This is a genomic window from Pseudoalteromonas sp. T1lg22 (genome assembly GCF_002964645.1).
Taxonomy (GTDB): domain Bacteria; phylum Pseudomonadota; class Gammaproteobacteria; order Enterobacterales; family Alteromonadaceae; genus Pseudoalteromonas.
The window spans coordinates 32,605-49,234 of the sequence record NZ_PQBY01000017.1 but is presented as its reverse complement, the minus strand read 5'-3'; the positions used below and the strand labels follow the sequence as shown (position 1 = coordinate 49,234).

Below are 16,630 nucleotides of genomic sequence, written 5' to 3'. Positions count from 1 at the left end.
AGCCACCTACTCGGTGGCTTTTTTTTGGCTGCGCTCAAGCAATAAATACTCGGTGCGTTTAATCTCGCGAATAATGGAGTTGCGGTTCATTTCCATAAAGATCCATAGCTTCACCGCAATCTGCACCATAAGGCCGACGATAAACCACACCGCCCAAAAAATCTGGGCACCGACCTCGGTGGCGATGTAAAAGCGATAGCCGCAATAAATAAAGGCCGCCGTGGCAATCAAGGCCAACAGAGTTGAAAACCACACCCAGAAGCGCATGGAGCCCTGATAGGTTTGCCCCAAGCGGGCAAATAAGCCCTCATCCCGGCTTAAAATACCGTCTAATTGCTGGCGCTCCTGCGCCAACTCCGACTTAATTTGCTGCTCTAGATTCATGCTCGCTTCCTCTTTCGTCTTGGGCCCATTGGCTTAACTTCTGTCTGGCACTGTGTAAGCGCGATTTAATTGTGCCAAGGGGTGTATCTAGTACCCTGGCGATATCCGCTATGGGCAACTCTTCTAAATAAAACAAATACACACTATGGCGCTCCACGCCCGGCAGTTGGGCTATCAGGGCGAGTAAGTCTATATGCCGCTCTACCTTGGCCGTATCCCCGCATTGTTGCTGCGGTGGCTCGGCCACCAGCAGCTCTTTTTGCCGACGTCGCGTTAGGTCGATAAAGCGCCGATACACGGCGCGAAACAACCAGGCTTTAAAGGCACTGGGCTCGAGTAAAGCGCGAATATCTTTGGCCACCTTGCTCCATACCTCCTGAGTGAGATCCGCCGCCTCCTGCTCACACTGGCAGAGCTTAAAGGCAAAGCGGTAACTGCCCTGATAGTGGCGCTCACACAAGGCCGAGAAGGCGCTCGCGTCCCCTTTTTGTGCGGCCAGAACCAATAACGCCGTGGTGGTTTCTGTCATAGTGAAAATCAAATCTTTATTACAAGACGCAGTAGCAAGCAAAAAGGTTGGCAACCAAGGTAATTAATTTATACCAATTCTGTTAAGTATGTGATCAGATATAGCGCTGGATAAATGAGGTGATAACAAGGCGGAATTTTTCTTATGTAGCTATTCTACATAGAAAAATTCCAACGCGGTTAGCACGATATTTAGCCCGCTAGAATGATTAGCTATTTAAGTGAATTGGTATTATGGTCGCCGTCAAAGTATAGCTGCTAGATAGCTGCTAGTATGGTGCAAAATTGAAGCAAATTAATTGATTTTAGGTGTGTTTATGCGGTTATTCTCGCTGCTGTTATTACTCTTTTGCGGACTTGCCTATGGCCAACAAGGCGCGTATTCCATCCCCCGCAGCCAGGTCATCGAATTAACGGATCACCATAGCCAGCATACCTACCCTCTGTATATTAAGCTGCCTGCTTCCTATGCTAAAAACCCAAGTAAACACTACCCGGTTATTTACCTCACCGACGGCCATTACAGTTTTCAACTGGTCTCCGGGGCCACTCGCTTCCCGATGAATTCAGGGGCCATGCCCGAGGCCATTTTAGTTGCCATTGGTTACGCTCAAGGCGACAAGGGCCAGAGCAGCCGCGTTCGTGATTACACCCCAACCAAAGAATCGAGCTGGAAGCTGGCCACCGGCGAAGCAGCGAAACATGCGCGCTTTATTCGCGAACAGGTATTTACCCATATACAAAAAAATTACCGCGCTCTGGCAACGCAGCGCACCTATATGGGGAATTCTTTAGGTGGACTGTTCGGCGCCTATTTACTGCTGCAAGAACCGGATATGTTCAGCACCTATATTCTGGGCAGCCCATCGGTGTGGTTTGATAACCAGTCTATTCTGGCTTTAGAGCTAAAGCCCAGTAAGGCAGCGCCCAAAGTCTATATAGGTGTGGGTAGTTTAGAAACCCCAGCGCATGGCGAGGGGCAGGATATGGTGGCCGGCGCACAGGCCCTGTTTGATAAGCTGCGCAGCCTGCCGGCGAGTCACAGCCAAATCAAACTGAGGATTATAGAGGAGGCTCGTCATGCCACCGCCTTCCCAAGCACCTCAATCCAAGGCTTGGATTGGCTGCTCAAGGAAGGTGAGTAATACCAATTACGGCCACTTTACCTCGGCGGCAAGAACGCGTACCGGGGCAATATAGTGAATAATATCGCCGCCCTGAATGGCGTAATCCAGCGGTGGGTTGAGATCCATATCCAGGGCGCTGCGATTATGGGCAATGCCTAAAATGGTGGCGTCATACTGGCGCTTAAAGAGCTCAAAAATATCCGCATAGGTGAAGCGACTGACTTCGTTTGGGATCACCATGGAGAAATGCGTGTCACCATGGAGACTCGACATAATTTCCTGCTGCACTCGACTGGCACCTGGGTCTTCCATCGAGCGAACCAGCACCTCGGCGGTACGGTTAGAGCTGCATTCAACGTTGGCACAGTGCTCGCTCAGCATTTGCGCCTTACTTTCATCATCGAAATAAGCACAGATATGGGCGCTTTCCTTCACTAACTTGCTGATCTTCAGCGCCGTGGTGAAGCTTTGGTTATCGTCCGCCCCTTCCACTATGATGCGATCGGCGGTACTGATACCAACACGCTTGAGTTGCTCTTCATCGGTATAGCTGCTCAGTTTTACAAAGCTGACATTGGGCTCAGAAAAGAAAGGGTGCTCTATATCATCGGTCACCGCCAGCACTATGTCTCTGCGCACCCGTTTGTCATCGGCAAGAATGTAGCGCACCATTTTGCGAGTGCGCACTGGGTGCCAACCGAAAATAATGATGTGGTTAGCAAAATGCGTTACGTCTTTTTCACCTGTCATAGCACGCCTTATTATATGTGTAATGGTTTGTCCGGCCTTACCCAGCAGCATACCGAATAATGCCAAACCGAAAGGAATTTGCACCAGGGCCACCAGCAGGCGCCCCAGATCTGAGCCTGGGCTTAAATCGCCATACCCCACGGTTGAAGTGGTGACCACGTAATAATAAAAAAACGTGTTTGGCGCCAGCAGCGCCTGCTCACCGGCGGCCGCCAGCAGCAGCCAGGTTATCCCCATATGCGCTAAAATTGCGAGTACCACCGCCTGCCAACTGAGCTGGTCGATATGGCTGCGAATGGTGAGCAAAAGGCGCTTAATCAATATCGGCATAATTCGCCTTATCCCTAACTATTTGGGCGCCTTAGGCGCCCAATTTCTTGTAATATTTCAGCATTCTAGCTTTTCTTGGTCGCTAATGCCTCAGCAATATACTGGTCAATTTGCTGCTCTAGTACATTAAGTGGAATAGAACCATGACGCAAGACCTGATAGTGGAACTCGCGCACGTCAAAGTCATGACCCAGGGCTTTTTCCGCCTTGGCACGTAAGCGCTTAATGGTCAGCTCGCCAATTTTGTACGACAGTGCCTGAGCCGGCCAGGAGATATAGCGATCCGTTTCCGTTTTCACATTATGCAGTGATAATGCTGTGTTTTCGCTCATAAAATCCAGCGCCTGCTGGCGCGACCAACCGAACATATGCATGCCGGTATCCACCACTAAACGCGCCGCACGCCACATTTCATAGGTGAGGCGACCAAAGTCGCTATAAGGGTCTTGATAGAAGCCCGCTTCAATACCCAAGTATTCACTGTACAAACCCCAGCCTTCACCAAAGGCCGAAAGATAGGCATTACGGCGATAGCTTGGCAGGTAATCCAGCTCGGCATTAAGGGAAATTTGCAGGTGATGACCCGGTACCGCTTCGTGCAAGGTCAGTGCTTCCAACACATACAAGGGGCGCTTATCCAGAGCATAGGTATTGACCCAGTAGAAGCCTGCTTCGTCATCACGGCTGGAGCCCGAGTAGCGGCCCGTGGTGTATTTAGGGGCTATGTTGGCGGGAACCGGCGCAACACCATAAGGCTTACGAGGCAACTCCTTAAACAATTTTGGCAACTGAGCGTCCATCTTTTTGGCGATATAAGACGCTTCCTTCAGCAACTCTTCCGGGGTGGTGGCGTAAAACTGCGGATCGGTACGCAAGAACTCAACAAAGTCGGCAAAACTGCCTTCAAAGCCAAGCTCATCGATGATCGCCTGCATCTCACCACGGATGCGTTTTACTTCCTGCAAACCCAGTTCATGGATTTCCTTTGGCGTCATCTCGGTGGTGGTGTAATGCTTGGCGCGATTGGCATAAAAGGCCTCGCCGTTAGGCACATTCGAGATGCCTATGGTATCGCGGGCACCGGGGCGATAGGTGTTAACGAAAAAGTCGTAGTAGTTTTGATACGCTGGCAACACCTGCTTGCCGATCACTTCCTTGGCCTGACTTTGTAGCAGGGCAAATTCATCATCGCTGATACCGGCGGTATTTTGCTTAAAAGGCCCATAAAACTCGGATTCGGTAACATCAGTCACCAAAAAGGCGCTGATGGACTCTTCATAACCGGCGAGTACCGCCTTAGGTTGAGTCAGACCGGTTTCCAGGCCCTTGTTCATCCAATAAATATTCTGCTCGAAGAAACGCGGCACCTGGCTTAAGCGCTTAAGGTAGGTTTCAAAACCAGCTTTTGAGCTGTAATCGCCACGGGCAACCATAAAGGACAGCGACGAGTGAAAGCCGTACTCTGAGGTCAGCGGCATATAATGGGTATTAAAGCGATACTCATCCAGCTGGTTCTGCACCTGAGCGCGGATAATCTGTAGATTGATCTTGTTCTCGCCGCTGAGTGCCTCGCTATCTATGGCATCAAGCTGGGCAAGCAAGGCCTGGCGTTGCTCGTACTGCGCCTTGAGGTACTCGGGGCTGAGGTTGGCCAGCAGATAACCGTCCACCTCTTGCCGGTAAGGATTCACACTTTCGCGATATTTGACGATTTGCTCGGCGACCTGGGTAAAGGTCTCATCCTGGTTCAGGGGCGCGGTTTTGCTGGGCGCCGCACAGGCACTAACGCCCAATACCAAGGCAGTGGCCAGGGCCAATGTTTTCAACTTAAAGGGAGACTGCATATTTCTGTTCTCGTTATTGCAATGCACTATGATGCCCTACTCTAGCCCAGCGGCTATGTGTGTCAAAGTCGATGCGACCAAATCTCCCTTCTTTTGTTCGCCTCGCTGTTTTGTGCCCTGCCGTTATAGGCATTAGGCAAAATCAGAGCGAGCGTAAAAATGGCTTAATCCTTGAGCTGTTACGGGCCCTCAAGTACACTATGGCCAAATTCCCTCTAGGCTTGAATTACCATGAAAGAAGCTGAGCAAAAAACCACGCATTTTGGTTATAAAACGGTCGCGGCAAACGAAAAAGCGGCTCATGTTGCCGATGTTTTCCACTCGGTCGCAGCTAAATACGATTTAATGAATGATTTGCTCTCTTTTGGCATTCATCGTCTATGGAAACGCGTAACCATAGCCAGCTCGGGCGCCCGCAAAGGCCAAACAATTCTTGACTTAGCCGGTGGTACCGGCGACCTGACCGCTAAATTCAGCCAGCTGGTTGGCGATACCGGCCGCGTGATCTTGGGCGATATCAATGATTCGATGCTCAAGGTAGGTCGTGACAAATTGCGCGACCGTGGCCTGGTCAGCAATATCGAATATGTACAGATGAACGCCGAAGAGCTGCCGTTTCCGGACAACAGCATAGACGTGATCACCATCGCCTTTGGTCTACGTAACGTGACCGACCAAAGCAAGGCTTTGGCTTCCATGTATCGCGTGCTTAAGCCAGGCGGTCGTCTGCTGGTGTTGGAATTCTCCAAGCCTGAGCATGAAGTACTGACTAAGCTTTATGATATCTATTCCTTCAATATTCTGCCTAAGGTGGGCCAGGTAGTGCTCAATGACAGCGAGTCTTACAAATACCTTGCCGAGTCTATTCGTATGCACCCGGATCAAGAAACATTAGAGGGCATGATGAAAGACGTGGGCTTTGAGCAGACCAGCTATCAGAATATGAGCGGCGGTATCGTTGCCCTGCATCGCGGCTTTAAGTTTTAAGGAGCGGCCATGCTCGGGCATTTTGCTATCGCCGCCATAGAAACTCTCGCCAACAGGCTAATCTCCCTCGACCCCCAGGTGCAGGCCCGTCTTGCCAAGGTACAGGGGCAAAGCCTTGTGGTACATGTGCGCGACTGGCAGCAATTTATCAGCGTCGTCTACGCCAGCGAAGGCCTGATGCTGCAAGTGCACGATGCACAGCCCGAGTACAGTGATTGCTTTATCAGTGCCGATACCGACACCCTGATGAAGCTTAAAGAGCCATCGCGCCTGACCCAGCTTATCCGCCAGCATAAACTCGATATCGACGGCGATATTCATCTTGCCCAGGCCTTTAGTCAGGCCTTTAGCGAGCTCGATATCGACTGGCCGGAACATTGGTCGCAATATATCGGCGATGCGCCAGCGCAGTTATTATGGCAAGCTGTCAGCCAAGGCAAAGCCCGGGCGTTAGAAGCACAAGGCAAGCTGGATCATATACTGCTGACGCTGTTACAAGACGAGCTTAAAGTAAGCATTCACCCGCTGGAACTGACCCAATTCACCCGTCAGAATCGCCAATTAAAGAGCGATGTCCAACAGCTGGAACAGCGCCTAGATAAACTATTGGCGCAAATGCCAATGCAGCAAACAAGAGGTTAATTGTGGCCGTAGCGCGACTGTATTTCATCACCAAAACCTTATTGCAATACGGCATTGATGAGCTGCTGCCGCGCCATAAACTGCCCTGGTTTGCCAAACTGGCCAGAAGCAGCGCCTTTTGGTTACGCAACCGCCATCGCGACAAACCCGCAGGCATGCGCCTGCGCCTGGCCCTGCAAACCCTAGGGCCGGTGTGGATTAAATTTGGACAAATGCTGTCTACCCGCCGCGACCTCTTGCCTCCTGAGATCGCCAACGAACTGGCGCTGCTGCAAGACCAGGTGCCGCCGTTTAGCGGCGACCTGGCGCAGAAAATTATCGAACAGGCGTTAGAAATCGACGATATCAGCGCCGTTTTCAGCGAATTCGACACCACCCCATTAGCCTCTGCCTCCATCGCTCAGGTACATACCGCCAAGCTGGCCGATGGCAGCGGCGAGCATCAGGAAGTGGTGGTTAAGGTCATTCGCCCCGATATCAAAAAGCAGATCGATGCCGACCTCACCCTGATGCAACAATGCGCCAAGGTGGTGGCCAAACTACTGCGCGAGGGCCGTCGTTTACGCCCGGTTGAAGTGGTCAAAGAGTATAAGAAAACCCTGCTCGATGAGCTGGATTTAATGCGTGAGGGCGCCAATGCCATTGTGCTCAGACGCAACTTTGAAGGTTCTGAATCCCTCTACATTCCCTATGTGTACAGCGATTACAGCCGCAGCAATGTGCTGGTGATGGAGCGCATTTACGGTATTCCTGTCTCCGACACCGATGCCCTGCTAAAGCAAGGTACCAATATGAAGTTGCTGGCCGAACGCGGCGTTGAGGTCTTCTTTACTCAGGTATTCCGCGACAGCTTCTTCCATGCCGATATGCACCCAGGCAATATTTTTGTCTCTCACGAGAACCCGCACAACCCGCAGTATATAGGCATAGACTGCGGCATTGTCGGCACCCTGAATAAAGACGATAAACGCTACCTGGCTGAGAACTTTATCGCCTTTTTTAACCGCGATTACCGCAAGGTGGCGGAGCTGCATGTGGACTCGGGCTGGGTGCCTGCCGATACCAGCATAGAAGAATTCGAATTTGCTATTCGTACCGTGTGTGAGCCGATTTTTAATAAGCCGCTGGCGGAGATCTCCTTCGGCCATGTGCTCGTTAACCTGTTCAATACGGCACGACGTTTTAATATGGAAGTGCAGCCGCAACTGGTGTTACTGCAAAAAACCTTGCTCTATGTTGAAGGCCTGGGTCGCCAGCTCTACCCGCAGCTGGACCTGTGGCAAACGGCGAAACCTTTCTTGGAAGATTGGGTCAAACAACAAGTAGGTCCTTGGGCCGTGGCCAAGCAAATGTATGCTAATTTGCCATTTTGGGCGGAAAAGATGCCCGAGATCCCGGATTTGCTCTATCACGCTCTGAAGCGCCAGCATCTGCAGCCGCCACCCCAGGCCAATAACCACAAACCCGTGCTGCTTACCTTAATTGGTTGCAGTGCCTTGATAGTCAGTAGTATTTTGGTCATCAACCACTGGTATACTGGGGCCGCACTTAGCGCCACCTTGGGAGCAGGCCTTTGTTGGCTGGGTTGGCGAAAGGGATAGGGTCTCCCCCGTAAAGATTTATACTATTAGCTCGACGTAGTACAAGGTATACTCGTCGAACAATTATCCGCATATTGGAGTACATAATATGGGCATTGGTAACGTCGGCTGGGTACAGCTACTTATCGTTTTAGCGATCATTGTATTGCTATTCGGCACCAAAAAACTACGTAACATCGGCAGCGATCTAGGCAGTGCGGTGAAAGGCTTTAAGAAGGCCGTAAAAGACGAAGATAAAACCGAAACGACCACTCAAGAAAAGATCAGCGAGCAAGATAACGCGACCAACCCGGCCGCCGATAAAACCGCTGCGCAAGATAAAGACAAGGTATAAGCGCCGATGGGCATGTGGGAATTGCTGGTTGTGGCCATAGTTGGCCTGATCGTATTGGGCCCCGAGCGTTTGCCGGTGGCCATACGTACCGTCAGCACCTGGATACGCAAAATCAAAACCATGGCTAATCATATTTCCGCCGAAGTCAGTGAAGAGCTGCGCGTGCATGAGCTACATCAGAACCTCAAAAAAGCCGAGCAGCAAAATATGAGCGATATTTCCCCGGAACTGCAAGAATCGGTGGCGCAATTACAGCGCGCCGCACAGTCGGTCACACGCAGCTATGAGAATACGGATAGCACGGCAACAAGCGTCCAGAATAAAGAGCAAGCGGGCATAACGTCCGAGCCTACCACAGACACCAGCAACGACCTGCAAAGCACAAAGAAAAATCATGACTGAACCCGCGCAATCCGGCTTTATTTCGCACTTACTTGAACTGCGTAACACCTTGTTGCGCTCTGTGATTGCGGTATTGGTGATCTTTATTGGCCTGGCTTATTTCGCCAATGATATTTACTCCTTCGTCGCCAACCCCTTGGTAGAAAATCTGCCGGAAAACAGCCAGATGATCGCCACAGATGTGACGGCCCCCCTGTTTACGCCCTTTAAATTGACCTTGTTTGTCGCGCTTTTTGCCGCCATTCCCTTTATTTTGCACCAAATCTGGTCCTTTATAGCGCCCGGCTTATACGCCCATGAAAAGCGTATGCTGATCCCCGTGCTGCTCTCAAGCATAGTGCTGTTTTACGGCGGTATCGCCTTTTGTTATTTTGTCGTGCTGCCGATTATCCTCAGCTTTTTCACCGGCATTGGCCCCGAGGTCATGACCCTGACGCCAGATATCAGCAGCTACTTAGGCTTTGTACTTAAGTTGTTTTTGGCCTTTGGCATCGCCTTTGAAATTCCCGTCGCCATCATGTTGTTATGCTGGAGCGGCGTCACCTCGACCACCAGCCTTAAAGAAAAGCGCCCTTATATAGTGGTCGGTGCCTTTGTACTGGCGATGTTTCTAACGCCACCGGATGTGCTATCACAAACCTTGCTTGCCTTGCCCATGCTGTTATTATTTGAGCTTGGCCTTATTTTGGCTGCATTTTACAGCGCGAAACCGTCATCGGAAGAATCACAGGAAGAAAAGCAATGAAAAAATACCTCGTGCCCGCCTCGCTAGCATTACTAGCCACCCTAAGCACCACGGCTCAGGCCGATGATGGTGTAAATATTCAGGCCTTAAAAGCGTGTAGCTTTATCGAAAACGATTTTCGTCGCCTTTTATGTTACGACAACATTATGGCCGGCAAGCCAATCGACAGCATGCCTGCCAATGTGCCAGCCAATGTGCCTGCTAACAAGGCTGGTAAGTCACAAGGCAAAGGCGCAGAGGCTTCTGCCGCGGCTGCAGGCAATGCCAATGCCAATGCAAACGCCGCCAACAAGGGCAAAAAAGACAAGGGTGATTTTGGCTTAGAGCACAAACAGCGCAATGAAGAAAATGGTGATGAACTTGTAGCCAAGGTCAGCAGCATTAAAGAAGCGCCATACGGTGAGCTTATCATTACCCTGGACAACGGTCAGCGCTGGCGCCAGGTTGGCACTGAATCATTCCGTATCAGTAAAAACGATACCGTAGTGATCAGTCGCGCCATGTTCAATTCCTTCTTGTTGAAAAAACAAGGCAGCAATAAAAGTATCCGCGTAAAACGCACCGACTAATATGATCGACGCCGGCGTTAACCTCAGCAGCAGTCAATTTCGCCATGACTTTGATGCCGTTGTTGCCCGCGCTCGCGAGGCCGGCGTTCAATCCATGATGGTGATCGGCTGCGATGAAGCCGACAGCCGAGAAGCGCTGGCTCTGGCGCAGCAATTTAACCTTTATAGTTGCGCCGGCATTCACCCCCATAATGCCAAGGATGCCACGGACGATTTCGCCGCCAATCTCAGCGCCATGGCCCAGGCCAAGGAAGTGATTGCCATAGGCGAATGCGGCCTTGACTATAACCGTGACTTTTCACCCCGCCCCCAGCAAAGAAAAATATTTGCCAGTCAGTTAGCACTTGCTAACGAGCTCAATATGCCGGTGTATTTACACGAGCGTGATGCCCATGACGATATGCTTGCCATGCTGCGTGAGTATCAACCCCACGGGGTATTGCACTGCTTTACCGGCAACCGCCAGCAGGCACAAAATTATTTAGACCTGGGCCTGTATCTGGGCATTACCGGCTGGGTATGCGACGAGCGCCGTAGCGGCGAGCTTAACGATGCGCTCAATGTTATTCCCATGGATAAGCTGCTTGTGGAAACCGACGCCCCCTATTTATTGCCGCGCACCATTCGCCCTAAGCCTAAATCACGCCGCTGCGAACCGGCTCATCTGCCCTATGTAGTTGCGCATCTAAGCGAACATTATGGGGTACCGGAAGAACAAATAAGCGCCCTCAGCATCGCCAACTTCAACACCCTGTTTGCCCTCGACCGCTAAAAACAAACGCGCTGATAACTATGCGCGACATCAACAAATTATCTCATTGCCAGAGCATCCCCTTGGATTAGCTGGTAAAATGGCCAACTATACTGCGCGGCATCGCCTTGCCGGCTTACACTCAATGTACAGGAGAGCACCATGCCTCAATCAGGACTCGATTTATTTCCTTACACCCGTATGCGCCGTTTGCGCAAAAACGACTTTTCACGCCGTTTGACCCAAGAGCATGAGCTTAGCGTCAATGATCTGATCTACCCCGTTTTTGTGTTGGAAGGAAAAAACCGTCGCGAAGCGGTAGAGTCAATGCCGGGCGTTGAGCGCCTGTCTATCGATCTTCTGGTTGAAGAAGCCAAAGAATTGGCAGCCCTTGGTGTGCCTGCCATTGCCTTGTTCCCGGTGACGCCTGGCGATAAAAAGTCGCTGCACGCGGAAGAAGCCTACAACCCGGAAGGTCTGGCCCAACGTACGGTGCGCGCCCTTAAAGAAGCGGTACCTGAGCTTGGCGTTATCACAGATGTGGCATTAGATCCCTTCACGGTACATGGTCAGGACGGCATCATTGATGACAACGGCTATGTGATCAACGACGTGACCACGGAAATCCTGGTGAAGCAGGCGCTGTCTCATGCCGAGGCTGGTGCCGATGTGGTGGCCCCATCGGATATGATGGACGGTCGTATCGCCGCCATTCGTGAAGCCCTGGAAGAACATGGTTTTATCCATACGCAAATCATGGCCTACTCGGCCAAGTATGCGTCCAGCTACTATGGCCCGTTCCGCGATGCGGTGGGCTCTGCGGGTAACCTTAAGGGTGCGGATAAGAAAACCTATCAGATGAACCCGGCCAACTCGGACGAAGCCTTGCGTGAAGTGGCTTTGGACCTGCAAGAAGGCGCCGACATGGTGATGGTAAAGCCGGGCATGCCGTATCTGGATATTGTCCGTCGCGTAAAGGACGAATTTGCGGTACCTACCTTTGCCTATCAGGTAAGCGGCGAATACGCCATGCATATGGCCGCCATTAACAACGGCTGGTTAAACGAGCGTGACACCATAATGGAATCCCTGCTGGCCTTTAAACGTGCTGGTGCCGACGGCATTCTTACCTACTTCGCCAAACAAGCCGCTGTTTGGCTTAACGAGAAATAATTGCTTAGAGGACGGTAACTTAGATTATCGTCCTTTTATTAGGGTCTGTTTATCTTTGCGGTTTACTTTATGTTCAATCTAAACGCATTCTGATCACGACGCTCGTTATGATGCATAGTCATTCTATGTTCATAGCGAGTAACACAGAGCAGGATGCGTTTAGATGAACCCGTAGGGCAGCGCTTGTAGCGCATTTCTACTGTGTTGTTACATGTTCATGTAGAATAACTACACCACACATGTGCCGCCTTGTATAAATCCGCTACAAACTGCTGCAGAAACAAACAACAAAGGTCAACAGACCCTAAAATCATCACATTTAGGTTAAATTATTGACACCTAAGTGTAACCTCTCCCCCGTAAACTATGTACCCCTTTAAGGGTTAATCTAACTAGAAACACGGGATTCATACCATGAAAAACACCTTTACACCGATAGCACTGGCGGTTGCCAGCGCCTTTGTGTCGCTCTCGGCACAAGCGGATATTTTTATCTCCGAATACGTTGAAGGCAGCAGCAATAACAAGGCCATCGAGCTTTACAACCCGACCGACAGCGAAATCGATTTAAGCCAGTACCAGTTAGCCTTTTATTTTAACGGCAGCAGCAGCGCCGGCTTAACCCTACCGCTGACGGGCACCTTGGCGCCGCAAGGCGTGTATGTTGCCGCTCATAGTCTGGCGGCGGCAGAGATACTTGCAACCGCTGCTTTAACCAATGGCAGCGGCTGGTTTAACGGTGATGATGCCATAGTACTGAGCAAGCAAGGCGAGGTTATCGACAGCATGGGTCAGGTGGGTATGGACCCAGGCTCAAGCTGGGGTGCTGGCACAAGTACAACGCAAAACAATACCCTGCGCCGCATCGATGGCACACCGGCACGCACGGATATCACCTCAGCTTATGATCCAAGCGCTTATTTTAGCGGCGCCGGCAATGATAACTTTAGCGATCTCGGTCAGTATCTGGGCACTAACCCCCCGGTTGAGCCAGAGCCTGAACCAGAGCCGGATTTCAGCCTCACCTGTGCCGATACCGCCACGGCCATCCACAGCATTCAGGGTAATGGTGCGGTCAGCCCCATGGCCGGTGAGCAGGTGGTGGTTGAGGCCGTGGTCAGTGCCGACTTCCAAAACAGCAATGAGCTGAGTGGCTTCTTCTTATCTTCACTGCAAAGCGATAACGACCCAAGCACTTCGGAAGGTATCTTCGTATATCACAGAAATAATGACGTGAATGTCGGTGAGCGAGTACGCCTAATCGCCACGGTAGCCGAATACTATGGCGCTACCCAGCTTAAAGATGTAACCGCCCTGGTCGATTGTGGCACAGCCGCAGTGAGTGCCGCACCATTGACCCTGCCGGTAGCGGATGTAAACGACCTGGAAGCCTATGAAGGCATGTTGGTGACTCTTGCCCAGCCTATGTATGTGGTCGATAACTACAACCTGGCGCGCTACGGCGAAGTAGGCCTGGCAAGCGAGCGTTTGTATCAAGGCACTCAGGTTGCCCTGCCCGGCGCTGCCGCCAATGCGGTAGAAGCCGATAACCTGTTAAAGCAATTACTGCTTGATGATGGCTCAACCCGTCAAAACCCAGCTCACATAGCCTACCCGGCGCCGGGTCTTGATGCCTATAACACGCTGCGCCTGGGCGACACGGTCAGCGGCCTGACCGGGGTACTGGGATATGGTTTTGATCGTTACCGTCTGCACCCAAGCACGGCACCTCAGTTTGTTGCCGCCAATCCACGTACTCAAGCACCTCAGCTTTTGGCCGAGGGCGATATCAAGGTGGCCAGCTTTAACGTTTTAAATTACTTCAATGGTGATGGTCAGCAAGGTGGCTTCCCCACCGCTCGCGGCGCCGACAGCCTGGAAGAATTTATTCGCCAGGAGCAGAAACTGGTCAGCGCCATCACCGCCATGAACGCGGATATTATCGGCCTGATGGAAATCGAAAACGATGGCTTTGGTGACTTCAGTGCCCTGAGCTCTTTGGTTAACGCCCTGAATGCGGCCAGCAGCGAGGGCGAATATGCCTTTGTCGATTTTGGTGTCGACCAAGTCGGTAGCGATGCCATCACCACGGCGCTGATTTATCGCAAGGACAAGGTAGAGGAAAATGGCCTTGCCGCCATTAACGACCAGGGTGCATTTGCCTACGGCAACCGCGCCGCCATAGCGCAAACATTTAAAGATATTGCCACCGATGAGGTGCTGACCGTTGCCGTTGCGCATCTTAAGTCAAAAGGCGGCTGTGGCAACGCTCAAGGTCTGGATGCAGATCAAAATGACGGCCAGGCCTGCTTTAACGCCACCCGAGTGGCCGGCGCCAATGAATTTGCCAGCTGGCTTGCTAATCACCCGACCGGTGTTGAAGACGAGGACATCATACTGGTAGGTGATATTAATGCCTACGCCATGGAAGAGCCGATGCAAGCCTTTGCTGACGCCGGTTTTGCTAACGTGCTACCGACTCTGGACGGTGATAACCTGAGCTACTCCTATAACTTCCAAGGCCGCATGGGTAGTCTGGATCATGCCCTCGCATCACCCAGTCTGATGGCCAAGGTGGTCGCAGCAACGGATTGGCATATCAACGCCGATGAACCGCGCGTGCTGGATTACAATCTGGAATTTAAAACACAAGAGCAACAAGCCAGCTGGTACGCTGACCATACGTATCGCGCTTCGGATCACGACCCTGTGATTGTCGCCATTAAGGCAGAGCCAAAGCCAAGCGAAGAACTCAGCGGCGAATTCACCGCCATCAGCGGCTCGTTCCAACCGAAAAACTTCACCATAGAGCTACCCAGCGATTTCGATTACCTGGATATCGAACTGGTAGGCGGCTGGGGTGAAGCGGATCTCTTTGTCAGCAGGCAACGCCGCGGCACGAATAAACACGCCGATTGCGCCTCGCGCAACAGCGGCTCAGAAGAGCTTTGCCAGTTCACTAACCCAAAAGCGGGCAAATGGAAGGTACGTGTTCAGGGCAACCAGCCTTACGGTGAAGTAACCCTGCGTTACCGCGCCACCAAGTACTAATCGAACGAAAACGCTTATTACTAAAAAGGGCAGATAGTGTATCTGCCCTTTTTGTTGGGAATGTTTAATGGCAATTCGTGCCATAGTTTGTTGTCAGGTCAATGGCTGTTAGATTTGAATTAACGCCTCAAACACCGGCGTAGCTTTGCTGCGTCCGAGTGCTTTGACTTGTTATATTTTTATTGCACATTTAATTACACCTTTTTTTACAATAACCTCTTTTTCTGTGTCGTTTTTATCGTAATAAAGAATGTCTTTCCTTTTTATGCTCGACTTAACAACAATTCCACTTGGCTTATGACTATAGGTGGTCTTGGCAAACTCGGTAGCTTTATCTTTACAAGTAGTCCAAGACTGATAATAATCTTTTCCCTCATGCTCTAATGGGTCTAATCCCCTATATATCGTTTGAATATCATTTAGAGCGTCTTTGTCGTTGCTGTGTTGAGGAACATCAGACTCTAATATCGTTATTTCTGGAGCGCCCCATTCAGCTTGCTTTCGTTTAAAAAGCTCGAATACTCCGCCTTCATAGAATCTTTTTAAATTGTTATAAAGCTCATAAGAAAAATTAAACAGCTCAGTATCTGTACTTATGTTTGGGTATTTGCTTTGCCAGAAATTATTAAATTCAGAGTGATCTCCAACTTTTTTACTTGTATTGAAATGTTTAACAATTTCGTTAAATACTGTAGCTTGTTCGCCAAACTTATTTAATAAGTCGGTATAGTATCTTTCAGAGTCAATACGCATACACTCAAGCTTTTCCCTTACTTCTTTCTCGAACATTTAGAGCATCTCTCTAGAAAATATAACAGTGTATTAGTGCGAATTCCCGGTTAAGGAAGTTATCCACAACCCAGGTTTTTCACGCTAACTAAAATTTTATTTAATAATACCAAAAAGTTACCAGTCATTTTGATTACAGGCAATAACAGGTGCACAGTTTAAAACCGAGCCTCCATTTATAGTCTTATAATTCTTAAATCTAGCTCGACTACCACAGGTATCGCTTTCCCGTTTTGATTCGCGCTGGAGAAATCGGCTTTTGTTGTGGAGTGTGCTTGAAACAACGAGATAGGGATATCGAGTTAGGTTTACCGAGTCAGGACGACTCGTTAAACCGTGTTGAAAGCTAAGCGGAACGCTTAACAAAAACCTGAGTTCGAAAGCATTAGCGAATCACGGGCGCCTTGGGGTTCCAAGGGGCGGTTGGCGTAAACCGCCCTTTGGTTGTCGTCGCCAACGCGACAAGATTTAATTTGAAAAGCATTACTAGCAATTCATCATGAAGCTTGATTGCCGTCCCCGGCCTTTCGCTAGCTCAAGGCGTTCGCTTGCTAAAAATAGTTCACCGGACTATTTTCTTAACGCGCTCACCCAACGCGACAAAATCTATCAGTAACTTCCTT

General features: G+C 50.5%; 16 protein-coding genes. 11 read left to right on the top strand and 5 right to left on the bottom strand.

The annotated features are described in order from the left end of the window. Positions 1–6: 6 nt before the first annotated feature. Both C2M24_RS12690 and C2M24_RS12685 read right to left on the bottom strand, forming a co-directional pair. On the bottom strand, positions 7–384 hold the full coding sequence (locus C2M24_RS12690; protein WP_105215341.1) for a DUF6768 family protein: 378 nt from the start codon (positions 382–384) through the stop codon (positions 7–9). Then, entirely contained in the window at positions 362–913 is a 552-nt protein-coding gene (locus tag C2M24_RS12685) for an RNA polymerase sigma factor (RefSeq protein ID WP_105215339.1), read from the bottom strand. The genes C2M24_RS12690 and C2M24_RS12685 overlap by 23 nt, the downstream gene beginning before the upstream one ends. 316 nt (positions 914–1,229) lie before the next feature. Here C2M24_RS12685 and C2M24_RS12680 point away from each other — a divergent pair, with 316 nt between their 5' ends. Next, the gene (locus C2M24_RS12680) at positions 1,230–2,057 is read left to right on the top strand and encodes an alpha/beta hydrolase (RefSeq protein ID WP_105215394.1); all 828 of its coding nucleotides are present in this window, start codon (positions 1,230–1,232) and stop codon (positions 2,055–2,057) included. Positions 2,058–2,063: 6 nt separating this feature from the next. On the opposite strand, the gene C2M24_RS12675 is transcribed toward C2M24_RS12680, so the two are convergent. After that, on the bottom strand, positions 2,064–3,119 hold the full coding sequence (locus tag C2M24_RS12675; protein ID WP_105200353.1) for a potassium channel family protein: 1,056 nt from the start codon (positions 3,117–3,119) through the stop codon (positions 2,064–2,066). A 65-nt stretch (positions 3,120–3,184) separates the two neighbouring features. Then, complete coding sequence (locus C2M24_RS12670) at positions 3,185–4,963, bottom strand: DUF885 domain-containing protein (RefSeq protein ID WP_105215337.1); 1,779 nt, start codon at positions 4,961–4,963, stop codon at positions 3,185–3,187. Positions 4,964–5,194: 231 nt separating this feature from the next. On the opposite strand from C2M24_RS12670, the gene ubiE reads away from it, so the two are divergent. The 10 genes from ubiE (at position 5,195) to C2M24_RS12620 (ending at position 15,218) form a co-directional block, all read left to right on the top strand. Next, entirely contained in the window at positions 5,195–5,950 is a 756-nt protein-coding gene (gene ubiE / locus C2M24_RS12665; RefSeq protein ID WP_105200355.1) for a bifunctional demethylmenaquinone methyltransferase/2-methoxy-6-polyprenyl-1,4-benzoquinol methylase UbiE, read from the top strand. A gap of 9 nt (positions 5,951–5,959) precedes the next feature. Next, positions 5,960–6,592, top strand: coding sequence for a ubiquinone biosynthesis accessory factor UbiJ (locus C2M24_RS12660; protein ID WP_105215335.1), 633 nt, complete (start codon positions 5,960–5,962; stop codon positions 6,590–6,592). A gap of 2 nt (positions 6,593–6,594) precedes the next feature. After that, complete coding sequence (ubiB, locus tag C2M24_RS12655; protein WP_105200357.1) at positions 6,595–8,193, top strand: ubiquinone biosynthesis regulatory protein kinase UbiB; 1,599 nt, start codon at positions 6,595–6,597, stop codon at positions 8,191–8,193. An 88-nt stretch (positions 8,194–8,281) separates the two neighbouring features. Continuing rightward, positions 8,282–8,527 carry a Sec-independent protein translocase subunit TatA gene (gene tatA / locus C2M24_RS12650; protein ID WP_105200358.1) on the top strand — a complete coding sequence of 82 codons (246 nt, stop codon included), beginning with the start codon at positions 8,282–8,284 and terminating at the stop codon, positions 8,525–8,527. 6 nt (positions 8,528–8,533) lie between these two features. Continuing rightward, positions 8,534–8,929, top strand: coding sequence for a Sec-independent protein translocase protein TatB (gene tatB / locus C2M24_RS12645; protein WP_105200359.1), 396 nt, complete (start codon positions 8,534–8,536; stop codon positions 8,927–8,929). Continuing rightward, complete coding sequence (tatC, locus tag C2M24_RS12640; RefSeq protein WP_105200360.1) at positions 8,922–9,674, top strand: twin-arginine translocase subunit TatC; 753 nt, start codon at positions 8,922–8,924, stop codon at positions 9,672–9,674. The genes tatB and tatC overlap by 8 nt, the downstream gene beginning before the upstream one ends. Beyond that, positions 9,671–10,243 (top strand): hypothetical protein, encoded by a 573-nt coding sequence (locus C2M24_RS12635; protein ID WP_105215333.1) that lies wholly within the window; start codon positions 9,671–9,673, stop codon positions 10,241–10,243. Before tatC ends, C2M24_RS12635 begins: the two co-directional genes overlap by 4 nt. Before the next feature lies 1 nt (position 10,244). Beyond that, positions 10,245–11,015, top strand: a complete 771-nt coding sequence (locus tag C2M24_RS12630) for a TatD family hydrolase (RefSeq protein ID WP_105215331.1) — start codon at positions 10,245–10,247, stop codon at positions 11,013–11,015. Between the two features lie 141 nt (positions 11,016–11,156). Then, positions 11,157–12,167, top strand: a complete 1,011-nt coding sequence (gene hemB, locus C2M24_RS12625; RefSeq protein ID WP_105200363.1) for a porphobilinogen synthase — start codon at positions 11,157–11,159, stop codon at positions 12,165–12,167. A gap of 414 nt (positions 12,168–12,581) precedes the next feature. Then, positions 12,582–15,218 carry an ExeM/NucH family extracellular endonuclease gene (locus C2M24_RS12620; protein WP_105215329.1) on the top strand — a complete coding sequence of 879 codons (2,637 nt, stop codon included), beginning with the start codon at positions 12,582–12,584 and terminating at the stop codon, positions 15,216–15,218. Between the two features lie 171 nt (positions 15,219–15,389). On the opposite strand, the gene C2M24_RS12615 is transcribed toward C2M24_RS12620, so the two are convergent. Further along, positions 15,390–16,007 carry a hypothetical protein gene (locus C2M24_RS12615; protein ID WP_105215327.1) on the bottom strand — a complete coding sequence of 206 codons (618 nt, stop codon included), beginning with the start codon at positions 16,005–16,007 and terminating at the stop codon, positions 15,390–15,392. Positions 16,008–16,630: the final 623 nt, after the last annotated feature.